At 73.7% G+C, this 19,156-nt stretch carries 18 protein-coding genes; 3 read left to right on the top strand and 15 right to left on the bottom strand.

Annotated features, from left to right (window positions below; translation table 11 throughout):
• Positions 1-40: 40 nt before the first annotated feature.
• The 5 genes from V9U69_RS13465 to lysS form a co-directional block, all read right to left on the bottom strand.
• Complete coding sequence (locus tag V9U69_RS13465; protein ID WP_337062329.1) at positions 41-883, bottom strand: hypothetical protein; 843 nt, start codon at positions 881-883, stop codon at positions 41-43.
• Entirely contained in the window at positions 880-1,887 is a 1,008-nt protein-coding gene (locus V9U69_RS13470) for an ATP-binding cassette domain-containing protein (RefSeq protein ID WP_337062330.1), read from the bottom strand. Before V9U69_RS13470 ends, V9U69_RS13465 begins: the two co-directional genes overlap by 4 nt.
• A gap of 218 nt (positions 1,888-2,105) precedes the next feature.
• On the bottom strand, positions 2,106-2,477 hold the full coding sequence (locus tag V9U69_RS13475; RefSeq protein WP_337062331.1) for a histone-like nucleoid-structuring protein Lsr2: 372 nt from the start codon (positions 2,475-2,477) through the stop codon (positions 2,106-2,108).
• A gap of 168 nt (positions 2,478-2,645) precedes the next feature.
• A complete protein-coding gene (locus V9U69_RS13480; protein ID WP_337062332.1) occupies positions 2,646-2,810 on the bottom strand; it encodes a hypothetical protein in 165 nt (54 codons plus the stop codon).
• A gap of 41 nt (positions 2,811-2,851) precedes the next feature.
• Entirely contained in the window at positions 2,852-4,378 is a 1,527-nt protein-coding gene (gene lysS / locus V9U69_RS13485) for a lysine--tRNA ligase (RefSeq protein ID WP_337062333.1), read from the bottom strand.
• 178 nt (positions 4,379-4,556) lie between these two features.
• Between lysS and V9U69_RS13490 the strand changes: the two genes are divergently transcribed.
• Positions 4,557-5,387 (top strand): type IV toxin-antitoxin system AbiEi family antitoxin domain-containing protein, encoded by an 831-nt coding sequence (locus V9U69_RS13490; RefSeq protein ID WP_337062334.1) that lies wholly within the window; start codon positions 4,557-4,559, stop codon positions 5,385-5,387.
• Positions 5,388-5,480: 93 nt separating this feature from the next.
• Here the strand turns inward: V9U69_RS13490 and panC are convergent, their stop codons facing one another.
• The 8 genes from panC to V9U69_RS13530 all read right to left on the bottom strand — a co-directional run bounded on the left by panC (position 5,481) and on the right by V9U69_RS13530 (position 13,673).
• A complete protein-coding gene (gene panC / locus V9U69_RS13495) occupies positions 5,481-6,338 on the bottom strand; it encodes a pantoate--beta-alanine ligase (protein WP_337062335.1) in 858 nt (285 codons plus the stop codon).
• Positions 6,331-7,257, bottom strand: a complete 927-nt coding sequence (locus V9U69_RS13500) for a Rossmann-like and DUF2520 domain-containing protein (protein WP_337062336.1) — start codon at positions 7,255-7,257, stop codon at positions 6,331-6,333. The genes panC and V9U69_RS13500 overlap by 8 nt, the downstream gene beginning before the upstream one ends.
• Positions 7,258-7,408: 151 nt before the next feature.
• The gene (locus tag V9U69_RS13505) at positions 7,409-8,698 is read right to left on the bottom strand and encodes an NAD(P)H-dependent oxidoreductase (RefSeq protein WP_337062337.1); all 1,290 of its coding nucleotides are present in this window, start codon (positions 8,696-8,698) and stop codon (positions 7,409-7,411) included.
• Complete coding sequence (gene rfbC, locus V9U69_RS13510; protein WP_337062338.1) at positions 8,695-9,240, bottom strand: dTDP-4-dehydrorhamnose 3,5-epimerase; 546 nt, start codon at positions 9,238-9,240, stop codon at positions 8,695-8,697. The genes V9U69_RS13505 and rfbC overlap by 4 nt, the downstream gene beginning before the upstream one ends.
• Positions 9,237-10,283 carry an NAD-dependent epimerase/dehydratase family protein gene (locus V9U69_RS13515; RefSeq protein WP_337062339.1) on the bottom strand — a complete coding sequence of 349 codons (1,047 nt, stop codon included), beginning with the start codon at positions 10,281-10,283 and terminating at the stop codon, positions 9,237-9,239. The genes rfbC and V9U69_RS13515 overlap by 4 nt, the downstream gene beginning before the upstream one ends.
• A gap of 28 nt (positions 10,284-10,311) precedes the next feature.
• Positions 10,312-11,133 (bottom strand): glucose-1-phosphate cytidylyltransferase, encoded by an 822-nt coding sequence (gene rfbF / locus V9U69_RS13520; protein ID WP_337062340.1) that lies wholly within the window; start codon positions 11,131-11,133, stop codon positions 10,312-10,314.
• A 231-nt stretch (positions 11,134-11,364) separates the two neighbouring features.
• Positions 11,365-12,519, bottom strand: coding sequence for a glycosyltransferase family 4 protein (locus V9U69_RS13525; protein ID WP_337062341.1), 1,155 nt, complete (start codon positions 12,517-12,519; stop codon positions 11,365-11,367).
• A complete protein-coding gene (locus V9U69_RS13530; RefSeq protein WP_337062342.1) occupies positions 12,516-13,673 on the bottom strand; it encodes a glycosyltransferase in 1,158 nt (385 codons plus the stop codon). Before V9U69_RS13530 ends, V9U69_RS13525 begins: the two co-directional genes overlap by 4 nt.
• Before the next feature lie 385 nt (positions 13,674-14,058).
• On the opposite strand from V9U69_RS13530, the gene V9U69_RS13535 reads away from it, so the two are divergent.
• Complete coding sequence (locus V9U69_RS13535; RefSeq protein WP_337062343.1) at positions 14,059-15,063, top strand: glycosyltransferase; 1,005 nt, start codon at positions 14,059-14,061, stop codon at positions 15,061-15,063.
• Between the two features lie 19 nt (positions 15,064-15,082).
• On the opposite strand, the gene V9U69_RS13540 is transcribed toward V9U69_RS13535, so the two are convergent.
• Together V9U69_RS13540 and V9U69_RS13545 are read right to left on the bottom strand one after the other, a co-directional pair.
• Positions 15,083-16,195, bottom strand: a complete 1,113-nt coding sequence (locus V9U69_RS13540) for a glycosyltransferase (protein WP_337062344.1) — start codon at positions 16,193-16,195, stop codon at positions 15,083-15,085.
• A gap of 289 nt (positions 16,196-16,484) precedes the next feature.
• Complete coding sequence (locus V9U69_RS13545) at positions 16,485-18,029, bottom strand: malectin domain-containing carbohydrate-binding protein (protein WP_337062345.1); 1,545 nt, start codon at positions 18,027-18,029, stop codon at positions 16,485-16,487.
• Positions 18,030-18,253: 224 nt separating this feature from the next.
• Here V9U69_RS13545 and V9U69_RS13550 point away from each other — a divergent pair, with 224 nt between their 5' ends.
• Positions 18,254-19,102, top strand: coding sequence for a hypothetical protein (locus V9U69_RS13550; protein ID WP_337062346.1), 849 nt, complete (start codon positions 18,254-18,256; stop codon positions 19,100-19,102).
• Positions 19,103-19,156: the final 54 nt, after the last annotated feature.

Genomic DNA, 19,156 nt, shown 5'->3' on the forward strand with positions numbered 1-19,156 from the left:
GACAGCATGGCCCATCAGCACCGACATCTGAAACAGTCACTCAGACGTCCCGGCTCTTCAGGGACAGCGCCCCCAGGCCCAGCAGGACCACGACCCAGGCGGCGAAGACGCCCAGTCCGGGCACCACGTCCAGGTACTGCGGCTGCTCGGTGACCGCGGTGGCGTTCATCACGGCGTTGTTGAACCAGTACTCGCGGATCGTGTCGCCGCCCCAGGACTCCGGGACCAGCATGAGCAGCAGCGGCACCACGAAGATCGCGGCCAGCACGGTGGAGATGGCGCCGGCGGTGTTGCGCAGCAGCGCGCCGACGCCGAGGCCCGCCAGCGCCACGCCCACGAGCATGGCGACGTTGCCGGCGAGGGCCCGCACCACCCCGTCGTCGCCCAGGGAGGCGCCCACGCCCTCCCGGTCCAGGAGGGCCTGGCCGGCGAGGAAGGCGAGGAGCACGGCGACGGCGGACAGCACCGCGACGGACACCGCCAGGACGAGCGCCTTGGCGGCGAAGGCGCCCAGCCGGCCGGGGGCGGTCACGAAGGTCGTGCGGATCATCCCGGTGGAGAACTCCCCGGCGATGACGATGACGCCGACGGCGGCGACGATCAGGGTGGCCAGCTGGGCGCCCTGGAGGCTGATCGCGGTGGCGTCGACGCCCTGCGCGGCCATCTGCGGACCGATCTCCGGGTTCGCCAGGGTGCTGGCGGTGCCCCAGGAGATCAGCACGCCCAGGCCGACGATCGCGACCGCGGCGGCCACCACGGTCACCACGACGGAGCGCACGCTCCAGAACTTGATCCACTCGGACCTCACCAGCCCGCCGAAGCTCACCCGGTAGGGGGTGCCGGCGTACTGGGGGAAGCCCTCGACCTCGGTCGTCGCGCTCACCGCGACACCTCCTCACGGGCGGGGCGGGCGTCGACGCCGGGCGCCGACGGGACCGCGGTGGACGGGGCGGGGGCGGCGGCCGGCGGCGCTCCCGCGCCGCCGGCGTGGGCCTGGTACTCGACCGCGCCGGCGGTCAGCTCCATGAACGCCTCCTCCAGGGAGGCCTTGACGGTGGTCAGCTCGTGCAGGGCGATGCCGCGGGCGGCCGCCGCGTCGCCGATGCGCTCGGCGGTCAGCTCGCGCACGTCGAAGGAGCCGTCGCCGATCGGGCGCAGCGTGCCGCCTGCCGCGCGCACCAGCTCGGTGAGCTCGGCCACCTGCGGGGTGCGCACGACCACGCCGCGCGGCTGCACCCGGTCCACGAAGGACTGCACGCTCTCGTCGGCGATGAGCCGGCCGCGGCCGATGACGACGAGGTGCTGCGCGGTCAGCGCCATCTCGCTCATCAGGTGCGAGGAGACGAAGACCGCGCGCCCCTCGGCGGCGAGGTCCTTCATGAGGTTGCGGATCCACAGGATGCCGTCGGGGTCCAGGCCGTTGACGGGCTCGTCGAACATGACGGTGGCCGGGTCGCCCAGCAGCGCGGAGGCGATGCCGAGGCGCTGCCCCATGCCGAGGGAGAAGCCACCGGCGCGCTTGCCGGCCACCTCCCCCAGGCCCACCAGGTCGATGACCTCCTCCACGCGGCGGCGCGGGACGCCGGCGGTGGCGGCCATGGCCTGCAGGTGCTTGCGGGCCGAGCGGCCGGTGTGGACGGCCTTGGCGTCCAGCAGCGCCCCGACCGCGGAGAGCGGGGCGTGGTGCTGCGCGAACGGCTTGCCGTCGACGAGGACGTGGCCGGCGGTGGGCCGGTCGAGGCCGACGACCATCCGCATGGTGGTGGACTTGCCGGAACCGTTGGGGCCGAGGAAGCCCGTGACGATGCCGGGCCGGACGGTGAAGCTCAGGTCGTGCACGGCCACCTTCTTGCCGTACACCTTGCGCAGGCCGACAGCTTCGATCATGAGCTGGCCCTTCCTCCTCGCGTCGGGTACGAGCAGGAGCCTGCCGGTGCGGGCGGCGGCGGGGCATCCCCCGACCGGCTGCGGGGGCATCCGGCGCAGGGTGCACCCGCACGACGACGGCCGCGCCCGCCGGTGAGGGCGGACGCGGCCGTGGTCGTCCGGGCGGCGCCCCCGGGGGCGCCGGTCGGCGCCCCGCGCGGGACGGGGCGCCGACCGGCTCAGCTGCCGGCGTGGGCGTCGTCGTAGGCCTGCACGACCTCGGCGGAGATGCGGCCGCGGTCGGAGACGGTGTAGCCGTTCTCCTTGGCCCAGGTGCGCACGGCGCCGGTGTCGCGCGACGGCTGCGACCCGGAGCCCGAGCGGGATCCGCCGCGCTCGCGCTGGGCGGAGCGGCGCGAGCCGCCGCCGGAGCGGCCGCTGACCTTGCGGGCGTGGCCCACCCACGTCGCCAGCGCCTCGCGCAGGGCGCCGGCGTGCTCCTCGGAGAGGTCGATCTCGTAGTCCACGCCGTCGAGCGAGAAGGACACCGTCTCCGCGGCGTCACCGCCGTCGATGTCGTCGACGAGCAGCACCTGGACCCTTTGAGCCATCGCGGAGCACCCTTTCGGGATCGAATCCTCAGCGCCTCGCAGGAATGCGGCCGCCTGCGGCAGTCTGGCGCATTTCCGGGATTCCTGTCAAAAAGGCGGGAAGGAGACCGGCGAGCGCGGCGGGCTTCCGGGGAACGGTGCGCGCAGAAGGGGCGCGGAGAAGCGGTGTCAGGAAGCGCCGCCCTGACGGGCGGCCTTTTCCCGGGCGCGCTCCTCGCGCGCCCGGGTGGCCGCGGCCCGTTCCCGGCGATCGGCGTGCAGGATCGAGCGCATCAGCAGCACGAAGAGCACGAGCAGGCCGGCGGGCGGCAGCAGCGCGACGAGGGCGTCCACCGCTCAAGGGTACGTCCGCCGCGCCGCCGCCCCGTCCGGGCTCAGCGCGGCTTGACCAGCGGGAAGGTGATGGTCTCGCGGATGCCCAGGCCCGTCAGGGCCATGAGCAGGCGGTCGATGCCCATCCCCATGCCGCCCGTGGGCGGCATCCCGTGCTCCTGGGCGCGCAGGAAGTCCTCGTCGATGCGCATGGCCTCGTCGTCACCGAGGGCCCCCAGGCGCGCCTGCTCGGTGAACCGCTGCCGCTGCACCACCGGGTCGACCAGCTCGGAGTAGCCGGTGGCCAGTTCGAAACCGCGCACGTACAGGTCCCACTTCTCCACCACGCCCGCCGTCTCGCGGTGCGCGCGCACCAGCGGGGACGTTTCCACCGGGAAGTCCCGGACGAACGTCGGGGATTGGAGGGAATCCGCCACGCGGTGCTCCCACAACTCCTCGACGAGCTTTCCGTGGGTCCACCGGACGGTGTCCACGGAAATCCCGAGGCGCTCGGCGACGGCGATGAGGTGCTCGCGGGACGTCTCCGGGGTGATCTCCTCGCCCAGCGAGGCCGACAGCGACGGGTACATCGACAGGGAGGTCCACTCCCCGCCCAGGTCGTACTCGGAGCCGTCGGCCAGGGTGACGACCTGCGTGCCGAACGCCTCCTGCGCGGCGGTCTGCACGAGGGTGCGCGTCAGCTCCCCGATGGAGTCGTAGTCCCCCCACGCCTGGTACGCCTCGAGCATCGCGAACTCCGGCGAGTGGGTGGAGTCGGCGCCCTCGTTGCGGAAGTTGCGGTTGATCTCGAACACGCGCTCGATGCCGCCGACGACGCACCGCTTGAGGAACAGCTCCGGGGCGATGCGCAGGTACAGGTCCGTGTCGAACGCGTTCGAGCGCGTCACGAACGGGCGGGCGCTGGCACCGCCGTGCAGGGTCTGCAGCATCGGCGTCTCCACCTCGAGGAACCCGCGGTCCTCCAGGGTGCGGCGCAGCGAGCGCACCACCGCCGAGCGGGCGCGCACGTTCTCCCTGGCCTGCTCGCGCACGATGAGGTCCACGTACCGCTGACGGACCCGCGCCTCCTCGGACAGCTCCTTGTGCAGCACCGGCAGCGGTCGCAGCGCCTTGGCGGCCATCGCCCAGGAGTCCGCCATCACCGACAGCTCCCCGCGCTTGGAGGAGATCACCCGGCCGCGCACGAACACCACGTCGCCCAGGTCCACGTCGGACTTCCAGCCCGCGAGCGCGTCCTCGCCGACGCCGTCGCGGGACAGCATCGCCTGCAGGCGGGTGCCGTCCCCCTCCTGCAGGGTGGCGAACACGAGCTTGCCGGTGCCGCGCAGGAACACCACGCGACCGGTGACGCCGACGACGTCGTCGGTCTCCTCACCGGGCTGCAGGTGCGCCCAGCTCTCGCGCACCTGCGCCAGGGAGTGCGTGCGGGGCACGCCCACCGGGTACGCCTCGCCACCGGAGGCGAGGATGCGGTCGCGCTTCTCGCGGCGGACCCGCACCTGCTCGGGCAGGTCCTCGAACTCCTCGTCGGCCCCCGCGTCCACCGGTCCACCCTGCTGATCGCTCACCCGGCAAGGCTAGCCGCGCGCGGGGCCACCCCGGACCGGACAGTGGCGCTGCAGCGCGACGGCGCCGCGCCGCGCCGGGAGCTGTGGCACGCCGTGGAACTCGGAGGGCCTGCAGCACGGCTGTCCACCTGTGGACGGCGCGGCGGCCTCGCGGACGGAACGGTCCACCCTGCGGGACGTGGACGTGCTGCAAGCGCTGGAACGGCTGGGGGGCGCGGGGCGCACCGGGGAACTCACGCACGTCTCACGTCGTGCCCTGCTGCGGGCGGTGGAACGCGGTGAGGTGCTGCGGCCGGCGCGCGGGGTGTTCGCCCTGCCCCGCTGCGAACGGCACCACCTCGCCGCCGTCCTGGTGGACGGCGCCCTGACGTGCGCCTCGGCGGCCCGTGCGCACGGGCTGGAACTGCTGGAGCCGCCCGGGACGCCTCACATCCGGTGCGCGCGGGGCAGCCGCCTGACGCACCCGCGCGTGGTGGTGCACCGGCGAGGGCGGCCCGCGGGCGTGCGCGTCGTGGACGTGCTGACCGCGGTCCTGGACTGCGCCCGGTGCCTCCCGCTGCCGGAGGCCGTGGCCGTGTGCGACAGCGCGCTGCGCCGGGGGCTCCTCGACGCCGACGACCTGGCCGCAGCCGTCGGGCACCTGCACGGCACGGACCCGCGAGTGCGCCTGGTGGCGCACGCCGACGCGCGCGCCGACTCCCTGCTGGAGTCGGTCGTCCGCGTGGAGCTGCGCGAGCGCGGGTTGCTCGTGGAGGTGCAGGTCACGCACGACGACGTCGGGCGCGTCGACCTCCTCGTCGGCGGCTGGCTCGTCGTGGAGCTCGACGGGTACGCCTTCCACGCGGCCCGGTCGGCGTTCCGCCTGGACCGGCGGCGCGGGGTCGAACTGGCCCGACAGGGCCGGGTGGTACTCCGGTTCACCTACGAGGACGTGCTGCGCCGGCGGGAGTGGCTGATCGACGCCGTGGTGGACGTCCTCGCAGCGGGGCGGCCGCCCTTCGCCGCGTGAGCGGACAGCGGTGCTGCAGGGGTGGCGGGACACGCCGCCGGTCGGTGGCCGGGGACGGGGCGTCTCGTGCGCCCCTGCAGCACCGCTGTCCGCTCAGCCCTCGCCGCGGCCGACGACGAGGGGGACGTTGTCGATGAGGCGGGTGGAGCCGACCCGCGCGGCCACGGCGAGCAGCGCCTCGCCGCGGTGGTGCTCGGGCACGTCCGCCAGGTCGTGCGGGTCCACCAACGCCAGGTAGTCCACGCGGGCGGCGGGTTCGGCGACGAGGACGTCGCGGGCGGCGCGGCGCACCGCGCTGGGCCCCTCGGCGGCGGCGGCCTCCCCCGCGGCCAGGGCTCGCCGCAGCACGAGCGCGACCTCCCGGTCGCAGGGGGTCAGGTAGCGGTTCCGGCTGGACATCGCCAGGCCGTCGGGTTCGCGGACGGTGGGCACGGCGACCACCTCCACCCCCAGGTCGAGGTCGCGCACCATGCGGCGCACCAGCAGCAGCTGCTGGGCGTCCTTCTGCCCGAACAGCGCCAGGTCCGGGCGCGTCAGGTGCATCAGCTTGGCGACGACGGTGAGGACGCCGTCGAAGTGGCCGGGGCGGCTGGCACCCTCCAGCACGGAGCCGAGCGGCCCGGCGCTGACCCGCACCCCGGGTTCGCCGTCGGGGTAGACGACGTCCGGGGTGGGGGCGAACACCAGGTCCGCGCCGTGCGCGGCGGCCAGTTCCAGGTCCGCGTCGAGGGTGCGCGGGTAGCGGGCCAGGTCCTCCCCCGCCCCGAACTGCAGCGGGTTCAGGAAGATCGTCACCACGACGGAGGCGGCGCGGGCTCGGGCCCGCTCGATCAGCCGCGCGTGCCCGGCGTGCAGCGCACCCATCGTCATGACGACCGCGACGGGCCCCTCCAGCTGCGAACGGGCGGCGCTCAGCTCCGCCCGGGTGCGCGCGACGAGAAGTTCACCCACGGTCCTGCTGCTCCTCACCTCGCCGGGCGCTGCCCGCCCGGGACTCCTCGAGAGCCTCCCGCGCCGCGCCGGCCACCCGGTCCGCGACCGGCGCGGGCAGGCGCCCGGCGGCGGCGGCGCGGTCGGCGGCGACGAGGGCGAGCTGCGCGTACGTGTCGGCGGTGCCCCGGCCGGCGCGTTCGGCGAGCACCCGCAGGTGCGCGGCGACGGTGCCGGCGTCCCCGCGCGCGACGGGCCCGGTCAGGGCCGCGTCCCCGGCGTCCAGCGCGTTGTCGAGGGCCGCGGACAGCAGCGGGCGCAGCACGTCGGGCGCGGCGTCGCCGACGGCCTCGCGGGCGGCGGCCAGCGCCTGCGCGACGAGGGTGACGAGGTGGTTCGCGCCGTGCGCGAGGGCCGCGTGGTAGACGGGCCGGTCCTCCTCCGCGACGGGCACGGGGACGGCGCCCCACTCGCGCACGAGGGCGTCGGCGATCGGCAGCAGCAGCGGCGGCACGGTGACGGCGACGACGGCGCCGCGCAGGCGGCCCAGGTCCAGCGAGGTGCCGGTGAAGGTCATCGCCGGGTGCAGGGCGGCGGGCATCGCGCCGGCGGCGGTCAGCGGTTCCAGGACCGCGGTGCCGTGCAGGCCGCACGTGTGGGCGACGAGCTGCCCCGGCCGGGCGCGGGGCGCGAGGTCCGCGACCAGCGGGGCGAGGACGTCGTCGGGCACGGCGAGGACGACGAGGTCGGCGGTGAACGCCTCCGCCGGCTCGATCCACGGCACCCCGGGCAGCAGCGCCTCGACGCGCTCGGCGGCGGTGCGGGTCCGGGCGGCGATCCCGGTGACGCGGTGCCCGGCGGCGCGCAGCGCGGCGCCGAGCACCGGGCCGACGCGGCCGGCGCCGACGACGGCGACGTCCAGGCGCCCGGCGGAGTTCACCGCGGAACCCTAACGCGGCGAGGGTCCCGGAACGCCGACAGCCCGCGGTGATCAAGGAAGAGCCACAGCGCCGTTCCCGCGAACCACTCGGTTCGCGGACGGGGCGCCGTGGCTCATTCCTTGATCACCGCGGGCTGCGGCTGCGCCTGCCTCAGTCGGCGAGGATCGCCGCCTGCTCGGCGCGCAGGGCGTCGATGAGGCGACCCTCGGGCAGGACGACGTCGTCGTAGGTGAGGACCTCGTCCTTCTTCACGTCGCGCTTGAGGACGCAGCCCTCGGCGACGCCCATCGGCAGCAGGTTCTGCGCCTTCGTGACGTCGTAGCGCTCGGCCACGCCGAAGGTGTCGTACCCGCCGAGGCGGTCGATCGTCCTGCCTGCCGAGAGGTCGGTCTTGGCGGTGGTGACGACCTCGACGGTGACGGTGTCGCCGGGCACGATCGCCGCGTCGCGGAACAGCACCGCGCGCGCCACGGTGAGGGGGACCTCGAAGTGGCACAGGTGGTACGGCGTGTAGAAGGAGTACAGCGGTCCCTCGCCCAGCTTGTACAGGTTGAGGTAGTGCTGCTGCTTGGGGTCGTCGTGGGTGCCCAGGACGTACACGCCCGGGCCCGGCTTGGCACCGACGACGTAGTCCACGACGCCGCCGAGCTCCTTGAGCTGGTCCACGTCGTACTTCGCGGTGAGCTCGTCGACGTGGCCGTGGTGGTCGGCGCCGCGCATGCCGCGCTCCTCCACGGTGAACCCGGCCGCGTTGGCGACGAGGGCCTGCTCGAACGACACCTTGGTGCCGTCGGCGAAGCTCGTCACCATGTACGGGTCCTGGCCCCACTTCTTCGCGAACCCCTCCTGGGTGGTGGGGTTGCGGTACTCGTCCTGCAGGCCCTTGATGTTGCCGGCCACGAGCGGGGTGACGCCGATGGAGCGCACGAACCGCAGCAGGTTCATCTGCACGCCGGGCTGGTCGCCGTCGGCGCCGGTGTAGACGACGCCGGCCTTCTCGGCGCGCTTGCGCAGCGCCAGGCCGGCGGTGCCGTCGACCTCGGCGTTGAGCAGCACGACGTGCTTGCCGGACTCGATGGCGCGCACGACGACGTGGGCGCCGTACTCGGTGTTGCCGGTGGCCTCGATGACGGCCTCGACCTGGCCGGCGTCGACGACCGCCTCGTACGAGGCGGAGACCACGGGCGTGCCGGCGGAGATCGCCTTGTCCACGGCGGCGGCGTCGTCGGCCTCGACCACGCCGGTCAGCCCGGCCTGCTCGTAGGCGTCGCGCGCCTTGGACACGGTGCGGTTGGCGATGGCGACGAGGTCCATGCCGGGCACGGAGTTCACGACCTGGTTCACCACGCCGCGGCCCATGAACCCGGCGCCGACGAGGGCGACGCGGATCGGGCGGCCCTCGGCCTGGCGCTGCTTCAGGGCGTTGTCGACGATGATCACGACAGCACCGCCCCGTCGGCCAGCAGCGTCCAGGACTTGTCCTTGTCGCTGATGACGGCGACGTCGCGGGCCCACGGCAGGGCCAGGTCCGGGTCGTCGTAGCGCAGGCCGCGCTCGGTGCCCGGGGTGTACTTCTGGCTGACCTGGTACACGACCTCGGCGCCGTCGGTCAGCGTGAGGTACCCGTGCGCGAAGTACGGCGGGACGTACAGCGCGCGGCGGTTCTGCGCGGTCAGCTCCACGGCCACGTGCTCGAGGTACGTGGGCGAACCCTCGCGCAGGTCGACGATGACGTCCTGGATCGCGCCGGCGGTGCAGCGCACCAGCTTCGCCTCCGGGGCCGGGTCGACCTGGGTGTGCATGCCGCGCAGCGTGCCGGCGAGGTGGTTGTACGACAGGTTGCACTGCTCGACGGCCGGGACCAGCCCGGCGGCCTCGAACTCGTCGCGGCAGAAGGTGCGGGCGAAGAACCCGCGCTCGTCGGCGCGCTCCTCGAGGTCGACGATGGCGACGCCCTCGATGTCGGTCGTGGTGATCTTCACTGGGCGATCCCGCTGGTCGGCTGGTAGTTCCAGAACAGCTCCGCATCGAGCTGCCCCGTCCTGATGAGGTGCTCGAGCTGCTTGAGCCGGGTGTGGCCGCGGCCCTTGAAGGTCTCCTCGTCCAGGTCGATGGCCTTGAAGACCTCGACGAGCTGGGCGGCGCCCTTGTCGGCGTCCCAGTCGCAGGAGAAGCCGGGCAGCGTCGAGTGGATCTTGTCGAAGTTCACCTTGTAGCTGCGGTTGTCGCCGTTGCTCTCGCCGAAGGTGATCTCGGCCTCGGGCAGCGCGCGGCCGACGGCCTCGGCGATCTCGCGGACGCGGTAGACCTGCTGGGAGTCGCCCACGTTGAAGACCTGGTCGTGGATCGCCTCGCGGGGGGCGTCCAGGACGGCGCGGATCGACTTGGCGATGTCCAGGCCGTGCACCAGCGGCCGCCAGGGCGAGCCGTCGGAGGTCATGGCGATCTTGCCGGTGGTGAACGCCAGGCCGGCGAGGTTGTTCAGCACGATGTCGAAGCGCTGGCGCGGCGAGGCGCCGTAGGCGGTCGCGTTGCGCATGTACGTCGGGGAGAAGTCGTCGTCCGCGAGCGGGGACAGGTCGCGCTCGACCATGACCTTGCACTCGGCGTACGCGGTCTGCGGGTTGACCGGGGAGGTTTCGTCGACGGTGTCGTCGGCGACGCCGTACACCGAGCAGGAGCTCATGTAGACGAAGCGGGAGACGCCCGCGGCCTTGGCCATCTCCGCCAGGCGGACCGAGCCCTTGTGGTTGACGACGTAGGTGACGTCCGGGATGAGCTCGCCCAGGGGGTCGTTCGAGAGCTCCGCCATGTGCACGACCGCGTCGGCGCCGCGCAGGTCGTCGGCGGTGATGTGGCGGATGTCCTTGGCGAGCGTCTCGACCGAGGCGGTGACGCCGTTGTAGAGCCAGCCCTGCTTGTAGTAACCGGTGTCGATGCCGAGCACGGAGTGGCCGGCCTCGAGCAGGGTGGGGGCGAGCAGGCAGCCGAGGTAGCCCTCGGTCCCGGTGACGACGATCTTCACTGCGGTTCTCCGGTTCCTAGGGGGTTTCTCAGTCTTCCCAGATCTTCCACGGGGCCTTGCCGGAGTCCCAGAGCTTGTTGAACTCGGTCCACTCGCGGAAGGTGTCCATGCCCAGCCAGTAGCCCTCGTGCTGGGAGACCGTGAGCTGGCCGTCGCGGGCCACGGTCTGCAGCGGCTTCTGCTCGAGCATCATGTCGGGGTCGTCCTCGAGGTACTTGTCCGCGAAGGCGCGGTCGAAGACGAAGAAGCCGCCGTTGACCCAGCCGTCCGCCAGGGTCGGCTTCTCGTTGAACTCGGTGACGGTGTCGCCCGTGACGTGCATCTCGCCGTAGCGCGAGCTCGGGTGCACCGCGGTGACGGTGGCCAGGCGGCCGCCGGCCTCGTGGTCGCGCAGGGACTTGGCGATGTCGACGTCACCGAGGCCGTCGCCGTAGGTGAGGAGGAACTTGTCGGCGGTCAGGTGCTGCTCGACGCGCTTGATGCGGGCCGCGGTCGCGGTGGTCAGGCCGGTCTCGACGAACGTGATCTCCCAGTCCTCCTGCACACCGTTGGTGTGGTAGGTCGGGGCGTCCTGCGAGGAGAGGTTCAGCGTGAAGTCGCCCGCGTTGATCCGGTAGTCCAGGAAGTACCGCTTGATCATGTCGCTCTTGTAGCCCAGGCACAGCACGAACTTTCGGAAGCCGTGGGCCGAGTAGAGCTTCATGATGTGCCAGAGGATCGGCCGGCCGCCGATGTCCACCAGCGGCTTGGGCAGCTTCTCGCTGGCCTCGCGCAGCCGGGTGCCCATGCCCCCGCAGAGGATGACGACGGGGATCTCGGAGACGGGGGTCTGCGTGTCGGACGGGCTCATCGGCCATTCCCTCACTCGGTGTCGAGGCGTGTCGAGGCGTGCGGGTGCGCACGGCGGAGTGGGGGTTGCACGATCGGCCCGGTTCTGCGACCGAGGCCCGTAGCGGCGACGGCGCGACCCCCCACGAACCGCGCTGCCACCGTCGTCCGGTGCGCTGGGAAGGCTACTACAGGGCCTCGAACACGGAGCGTGAGATTCCGACGTTCGACGCAGAAGCCGCCCGTCTGCCCCTCAGCGATTACGCATAGAGGTGAGCAAGTCACGCAGAGGAGTCATGGCGCTCTCCCACGAGAAGGACCGGGCCGCCTGCGCGGCCACCGCGCCGAGCCGCGCCGACTCCTCGGGGTCCGCGAGCAGGCTCGCCAGAGCGTCCGCGAACGCCGGCGCACCGTCCGCCACGCGCAGGACCTCGCGGTGCTCCTCCAGTCCCTCCAGGCCCAGCGAGGTGGTCACCACGGCCCGGCCGCGCGAGAGCGCCTCCACCAGCTTGATCTTCGTGCCGCCGCCGGACAGCAGCGGCACCACGCACACGTCGGCCTGCTCGTAGAAGGGGTCCACCGACGCCACGTCGGAGTGGAACTCCACGCCGTCCGGTTCGCCCGACGGGCGCGGGTGGCTGCCGGCCAGCCCGCGCCCGACCGCCGCGAACCGCGCCCCCGGCACCCGCTGCAGGACCAGCGGCCACACCTCGTCCAGGAACCAGCGCAGCGCCTGCTTGTTCGGGCCGTAGTCCATCGCACCGACGAACAGCGCCCGCCCGGTGCGCGGCGGCTCGGTCGCCCCCGCCGCGGAGACGGTCACGCCGTTGGGCACGAACGTCGAGGCGATCCCCGCCGCGGCGAGCACCTCCTGGTCGCGGCGGCTGCAGGCCGTCACGACCCGCGCGCGGCGGGCGCTGGCCAGCTCGAAGCGCGCGAACCGGGCCACCTCCGGCGCCAGGAGACGCCCCAGCAGCCGGTGCTCGGTGCGCAGCCGGCGCCGCAGCAGGTCCGCCTCCACGTTGTGCAGGTCGAGCACGTCGACGGGCACCCCCGCGGGGACGTTCACCGCCATCTGCGGGAAGTCCACGTGCACGACGTCGCCCGGGCGCACCTGCGCCGCGAGCAGGTCCCGGATGCGCGCGGAGAACCACTTGCCGGCGAAGACGGAACCGCGCAGCACCGCGCCCGGGGTGGGCGACGGCGCGGGGACCTCGTGCACGGTGACGTGCCCGGGCAGGTCCTCGCGCCACGCCGGCCAGGTGTCGAAGCCCACGACCTGCACCTCGTCGAACACCGCCGCGTAGGCGTCCAGCACCGCGCGCGAGCGCTGCCGGCCCCCCGAGTCGGTCCGGGCGGGCAGCTGCTTGAGCACCACCCACGCGCGTCGGCGCACCGGCGCGCTCACCGGCTGCGCTTCTTCCACGCACCGCTGGTGGGACGGCGCAGGGCACGGGGCAGCGCGAGGCAGAAGACGGTCACAGGCATGCCGACAGCTTGCCCCAGGAGGCGCAGCGGGGCGGCGGCAGGACCCCCCAGACGGTCCCCGGTGAGGTAGGCCGCCACCGACAGCGCCTCCGCGGCCAGGAACGCGCGGTTCCAGGGGTTGCGGGGCCGGGCCGCGCACACCGCGGTCAGCGTCAGCTGCGCGGCGGGGCCCACCGTGGACCGCCACACCTTGTGCAGGGCGAACCGGGTGAACCGCTCGTCGCCGGAGACGAAGCTGGCGCGGAACTCCCAGAACAGGCGCAGCTGCCCGCTCATGATGCGCACGCGGCGCTCGAGCTGGTCGGCGCGCGGGGCGGAGTCCTCCACGGCCACGCAGCCGGGCTCGACGCCGACCCGCAGCCCGCGGCGGGCGAAGTCGAACGCCAGGTAGAGGTCGTCGTTGTGGACACCGGCCGGGATGGGGCCGAACGCGTCGCGGCGCAGGGCGACCGCCTCGCCGACCAGGGCGAGGGAACCGCCCAGCCACGCCTCAGCCCGCTTGATCCAGTTCTCGTAGCGCCAGTAGAGCGACTCGTCCTCGGCACCGGACTCGGCGCGCACCCCGGAGGCGAGGTCCAGGTCCCCGGTGACGACGCGGTCGACGAGCGCCTCCAGACCGTCGACGCGGGCGTTGGCGTCCAGCAGCACGACCACGCCGGAGCGCGCGCCCGCGACGCCGCGGTTCACCGCGGCGGCCTTGCCGCGGCGCTCGGGCGCGTGGTCGACGCGGCAGCCGAGGCGCAGCGCCGCGTCCCGGGTCGCCTCGTCCTCGTCGACGACGACGGTGACGCGCTCGCGCGGGACGCCGGCGGCGGCCAGGTGCTCCACCGTGCCGGCGAGCACGCCGGCCTCGCCGAAGGCGGGCACGAGGACGTCGACGTCGTCCCACGTCCAGCGCACCCGCGCCGGGTCCCCGTGCTCCCCGACGGCGCCCGGGGACGCGGCGGGGGCGGCCCGGGCCGCCGCCCGGCGCGACCCGGTGCGCGAGACCAGGTAGAGCGGGTAGAGGACGTGCCCGGCGAACGACAACAACGTCAGCCCGCCGACGGCCCTGCCCGGAAGCCTCTGCCACATGCGGTTCCCCCGTTCCCGGCCGGACGGCGCCCCCCTGCGGGAGACGCCGGCCGGCACCGGCTGCGCCGCGGCCGCCCACGCCCCTCGTGGGTCCCCACCGCGACCGAGCCGCAGCGTGCACGGACATCGTTGTGACCGCAATCACACAGGGAGTCACCGGTTCGGCGTCACGGCGCGGCGGTTGCTCCGTCCGGGCCGGTCCGGCGCACGGCGACGGCCGGGAGTGCACGGGGAGCGCTCGCGCGGATCCGCCCCGTGATCACCCTGTCGGCGGAGGTCCTGCGCGGAACGGTGGTCGCCCGCGCTCGCCGTCGGCGATGATGCCGGACGGGACCGGCCGGTCCGCTGGACCGGCACGTGCGACGGAAGACGGGACGTGGGTGCGGTGGACGACGCGGTGGACGACGTGGTGAGGAGCGCGGCGGGGGGTGCGGTCGGCGCACCGCCCAGCACCACCCGCGACGTCGAGCTCGTCCTGGTGAGCTACCGCAGCGCCCACCAGATCCGTGAACTGCTGGCGGGCTTCGACGAGGACCTGCCCGTGGTCGTCGTCGACAACGCGCAGAACTCCGACGGCGTCCGCGAGGTCGTCGAGAGCCGGCCGAACGGGCGCTACGTGGACTCCGGCGGCGGCAAGGGCTTCGCCCGCGCGGCGAACATGGGCGCGCGCAGCTCCACGCACGAGTTCCTCGTCTTCGGCAACCCGGACTCGCGCCCCACCGCCGAGCACCTGGCCCCGCTGCTGGACGACGTGGCGGGCGACCCGCTGTGCGCGGCGAGCGCGGCCACGATGGTCGGCACCGACGGCCGCGTGGAACTGGGCGTCGGCGGGTGGGAACCCACCGTGCGCCGCGCCCTCGTGCACTCGACGGGCCTGCACAAGGTGCTGCCGCGCGCGGGCCTGTACGCCCGGCCGCGGCCCGGCGAGCGGATCCGCGTGGACTGGACGACGGGGGCGTGCATGGCGGTGCGGCGCAGCACGTTCCTGGAGCTGGGCGGGTTCGACGAGGCGTTCTACGTCTACAACGAGGACATGGCCTACGGCCGCGCGGCGCGGGCCGCGGGGATGCACGAGAAGCTGCGCACGGACGTGCTCGTGCCGCACGCGGCGGGCGGCTCCGGTGCACCGTCGCTGGAGATGCTGCGGCTGCGGGGCGCGGCGATGTCGCGCTACCTGGCGCGCGACCACGGGCCGGCGGGGCACCGGCTGCTCACGACGGCCCTGGCAGCGGGGTACGCCGTGCGGGCCGCCCAGCGCACCGCGACCCGGCAGCGCGACCTGGCGAGCCAGCACTGGGCGTACGTGAAGGGCGTGACGACCGGGCGCGCGAGCGTGGCGGGCCGGGTGGTCATCGACGGCCCCGAGCGGGGCCGGGCACCGATCCGGTGAGCGGGCCCGGCCCGCGGGTTCAGCGGGCGGGCTTGTCCCAGCGGAGCACCCGGTCACCGCGCAGGCAGCGGCGCATCCCCCCGAACGCGACGAGCTGCAGGTAGAGCACCTGGGCGGCGACGCGGCCCGGCAGCGGCACGGTGCGGCCCTTCTCCTGGGCCAGCAGCGCGCCGGCGGCGACGGCGTGCCCGGCGAGGAAGACCCGGGCGGTGCGGCTGCGGTGCGCGCTGGACGCCGCGACGCCGAGCAGGGCGAGGTGGCTGAGCGGCCCGGCGGTGGACCGCCACAGCTTGTGGCCCCACAGCTCGGCGCTGACCAGACCGGCACGGGGGTGGAGCAGCCGGCGCTTGCGCCACATCACCCACAGGCCACCGCCCAGCACGCGGGTCTTGCGCTCCCAGGACAGCTCGAACGCACCGATGGAGGGTTCGCGCATGAGCGCGCGCGGTTCGTAGGCGACGGCCCAGCCGCGCTCCATGAGGTCCAGCGCGATCCAGAAGTCGTCGTTGGAGATGTCGGCGGGGATGGGCACCCACGCTTCGCGCCGCACGGCGCACAGCCCGCCGTCCAGGCCGAGGGTGGTGCCCAGCCTGGCCTCGTTGCGCTTGACCCAGCTCTCGAAGCGCCAGTAGGCGAGCTCACCGCCCTCGCCCTCCAGCTTCTCGCCGGCGACGGCACCGGTCCCCGGGGTCAGCAGCGCGGAGACGAGGTAGCCGATGGCGTCGTACTCCAGCTCGGAGTTCGCGTCGCTGATGACGACGACGTCGTGGGCGGCGGCGGCGACACCGGCGTTGAGCGCCTGGGACTTGCCGCGCCGCTCGGGCAGCAGGAGCACCCGCGCGCCGACGGACTCGGCGACGGCGGCCGTACCGGGGTCGCCGTCGGCGACGACGAGGACCTCCAGCTCGCCCTGGTAGCCGTTCTTGCGGACGTTGTCCACCTTCGCGGCGATGACGCCCTCTTCGAGGTACGCGGGCACCAGGACCGTCACCGCCGGCCACTCGGGCGGTGCGGGGACCTCGACGGCCTCCCGCCGGCGCGCGGCCGCGTGCACGGCCAGCGGGTAGACGACGTGGCCGACGGCGGCTGACGCGCCGAGCGCGAGTGCCAGTGCGGACCGCTTGAGCGACATTCGAGTTCCCCCCGGTGTGACCTGCGCGCGCTGCGAGCCGACGCCGGTCGCTCCTCCCCCTGGACCGTCCGGCGCGGTGCACAGGAGTCTAACGGGGCGGAACCGTGCAGGACAGTACTCACCCGATTACGACACGTGGCGACTTCCGGGCGCCACCGGCAGCCACGAGCACGACTGTCAGGAATCGGTTTGTCACTGCGCGTCACGAACGCCGCAGGGCGGGAACCGGCCACCGGTTCCCGCCCCGCGACCCGCCGGCCACCCCGGCGGGGCGGCCGGCGGGTGGCCGTCAGAACAGCTCGCGGTACTTCGCCGCCGACCGGGGCATCCGGGTGCCCTCGCTCAGCAGCCAGCGCTTGCCGTCCCGGTCGACGTTGAACTGCACCTCGTAGAGGAACTTCCCGGCACCGGTGCCGCCGTGGGCCTCGAAGAAGTCGTGCATGCCCTGGACGAAGGCCGGCGAGTCGCCGTTGTCGGCGTTGCCGGACCACTCCGAGACGGACAGCGGCAGGCCGACGCTCCCGGCGAACTCCAGGTGCTTGGCCAGCCCCTTGGGCGCACCGTAGCGGTCCACCTGCTGGATCGCCGAGGCGAACGTCGCGGCGTCACCCGCGTACGGGTACTGGTTGTAGTAGTCGACGCCCATGACGTCCACGTACTGCGCCCCCGGGAACGTCTTCCGCCAGTCCACGCCGTTGCCGACAGACTCGCGGTTCACGTTGAAGACCAGCTTGGAGGCGGGGAAGACCTCCTTCTGGACGGCGCGGTAGCGCTTCCAGGCGGTGATGAAGTCCTGGTGGTTGCCGGAGTTCACCGACCACGGGTACCAGTTGCCGTTCATCTCGTGCGCGAACCGGATGTAGACGGTCCCGGGGCGCGAACCCCACTTGTTCTTCAGCGTGGTCAGCGAGGCGCGCCAGCGCGCGTCGTAGGCACCCCGGGCGGCGCCCGCCCAGGACTCGCCGCGGTCGAAGGCACCCACCGCGATGTCGAGGTCCTTGTTCCAGGCCCCGAACTCCGCGCCCTTGTCGAGCTGCCAGAAGTTCGCGGCCGCGGTGTTGTTGTCCGACCAGGTGGCGGAGACCTCGAGCTCGCTGCCGCGCCAGGCGCCGAACCCGCCGGAGGCCGCACCGACACCGGAGGCACCGGACTTCCAGTCACCGGAGGAGACCGGCGCGGAGGACACCGGGGCGCTCGGGGCGGTGGTGGGCGCGGTGGTGGGCGCCGACGTCACGGGGATCCGGGGGGTGGGGCTCGTCGGGCGCGGTCGCGCGCTCACGGTGCCGCCCCCCGTCGTGGTGGAGCGCACCAGGATCGCGTCGACCTTCGCGTTGTTGCGGGTCGCGGAGAACCCCAGGTCCAGGGAGCCGTCGGCGACCTGGACGACGAACTTCTTGTCCAGAGCGACGTTCTTGCCGACCTCGGCGAAGATGTCGAGGTTCGTGACGACCGGCCGGCCCTCGGCGCTGACGGAGAACACCCGGGTGTTGCGCGAGCCGAAGTACGTCTCCGCGAGCTTGAGGGTGACCTCGTAGCTGCCGTTCGGCACCTTCGCGGTCCAGCTCTTCATGCCCCAGTGCTCGTTGCGGTAGAGCGGGTCGGCCTCGGTGCCCTCGATGGCGCCCTCGGTGACGCCGGACACCTGGTAGCCACCGGAGAAGCCGCTGTCGGCCTTCCAGACACCGCCCGACGGGTCGGTGTAGTCGGTCTTGCCGGTGCCCTGGCGGATGGTCAAGCCGGCAGCCTCGGCCGGGGTGGCGGTGACGGCGGAGAAACCGCTCGCGACGGTGGCGACGGCGACTGCGGACAGGAGGAACCTGGAGACGGTGCTCATGGGGAGGATCGACCTCGCTGATCGGTCGGGGTCCCACCGCGGAGGGGGGATCGGCGGAACCGGGCTTGCCCGCTCGGGGCGACACACCAGCTATCGGGGCGCTCGGGGAGCGCCTTGAGGAACTGGTTCGGAGAAATCCGTAACGCGGTCCCGGGCTCGCGCGATGTGCATCCCCTCGATCACGTCAGGGCCTGGTGAACCCCGTGACCCGATAGCATCGGCGGGTGACCCGACCCGCTCAGCTGCACGTCGTGTACCGCTCCCACGGCGGCGAGAACAGCAAGGGCCGACCCGCCTGGTACAGCAAGCTCGCCGGCCTCCGGTCCTTCTGCCGGGCGGTGCAGGTCCTGAGCGAGCAGCGCCCCGACGCAGGACCCGACGTGGTCTTCCTCAACGACGGCCCCGTCCCCCCGCAGCGGCTGGACGTCATGGAGCGCTGGGGTGAGCCCCTGACGATTCGAGGTGGCTCCAACCGGCGCAGCTACCTGCAGGGGCTGGCGCTGGCCAGGCGCCGCGGCTGGGCGGCCGACGACCTCGTCCTGCTCGCCGAGGACGACTACATGTGGCGCCCCGAAGCCCTCGTCGCCCTCGTGGACGCCGCCCGCGACACCCGCCACGCCGACGTGGACTACTTCGCTCCCTACGGCCAGCAGGTCCCCGACGACGGCACGCCCACCCGGTGGGCGCCCGTGGGGTCCACGACGAGCACGTTCGCGGTGCGCGTCGCCGCCCTGCGCCAGGACGAGCGCCTGATGCTGCTGTGCGCGCTGTCGGGCGGCGACTTCGACCACTCGACGTGCCTGACGCTGCAGGGCAAGCCGCGCTTCGGCGTGCACGACATCGTGCGGCACCACCCTCCCGCGCCGGGCACGCCCGCCTGGAGGAGCGCCGCCCGCGGGGCCTACCTCACCGTCATGCGCACCGCCGTGGACCTGCGTTCGCTGCGCCGCCCCTCGCGGCGGCGGCGGATGCTGGGCGCCGAGCCCGCACTGGCCACCCACATGGAGGAGGGCTGGATCGCCCCCGGCCCGTGGGAGGACATCGCCGCCGCCCACACCGGCCCGGACGCGTGAGGACCCGCAGCGCTCCCCGTCGAGCGCTGCGGGTCCCGGCTGCCGCACCCGCCG

Origin of the sequence: Kineococcus sp. G2 (genome assembly GCF_037154035.1) — a bacterium.
Lineage (GTDB): Bacteria > Actinomycetota > Actinomycetes > Actinomycetales > Kineococcaceae > Kineococcus.

Bases quoted from the DNA above. Each gene is read 5' to 3' on its own strand.
- V9U69_RS13530 (WP_337062342.1), bottom strand. From the start codon at position 13,673: ATGTGGCAGAGGCTTCCGGGCAGGGCCGTCGGCGGGCTGACGTTGTTG.
- rfbF (WP_337062340.1), bottom strand. From the start codon at position 11,133: ATGAGCCCGTCCGACACGCAGACCCCCGTCTCCGAGATCCCCGTCGTC.
- V9U69_RS13545 (WP_337062345.1), bottom strand. From the start codon at position 18,029: ATGAGCACCGTCTCCAGGTTCCTCCTGTCCGCAGTCGCCGTCGCCACC.
- V9U69_RS13475 (WP_337062331.1), bottom strand. From the start codon at position 2,477: ATGGCTCAAAGGGTCCAGGTGCTGCTCGTCGACGACATCGACGGCGGT.
- V9U69_RS13470 (WP_337062330.1), bottom strand. From the start codon at position 1,887: ATGATCGAAGCTGTCGGCCTGCGCAAGGTGTACGGCAAGAAGGTGGCC.
- V9U69_RS13540 (WP_337062344.1), bottom strand. From the start codon at position 16,195: ATGTCGCTCAAGCGGTCCGCACTGGCACTCGCGCTCGGCGCGTCAGCC.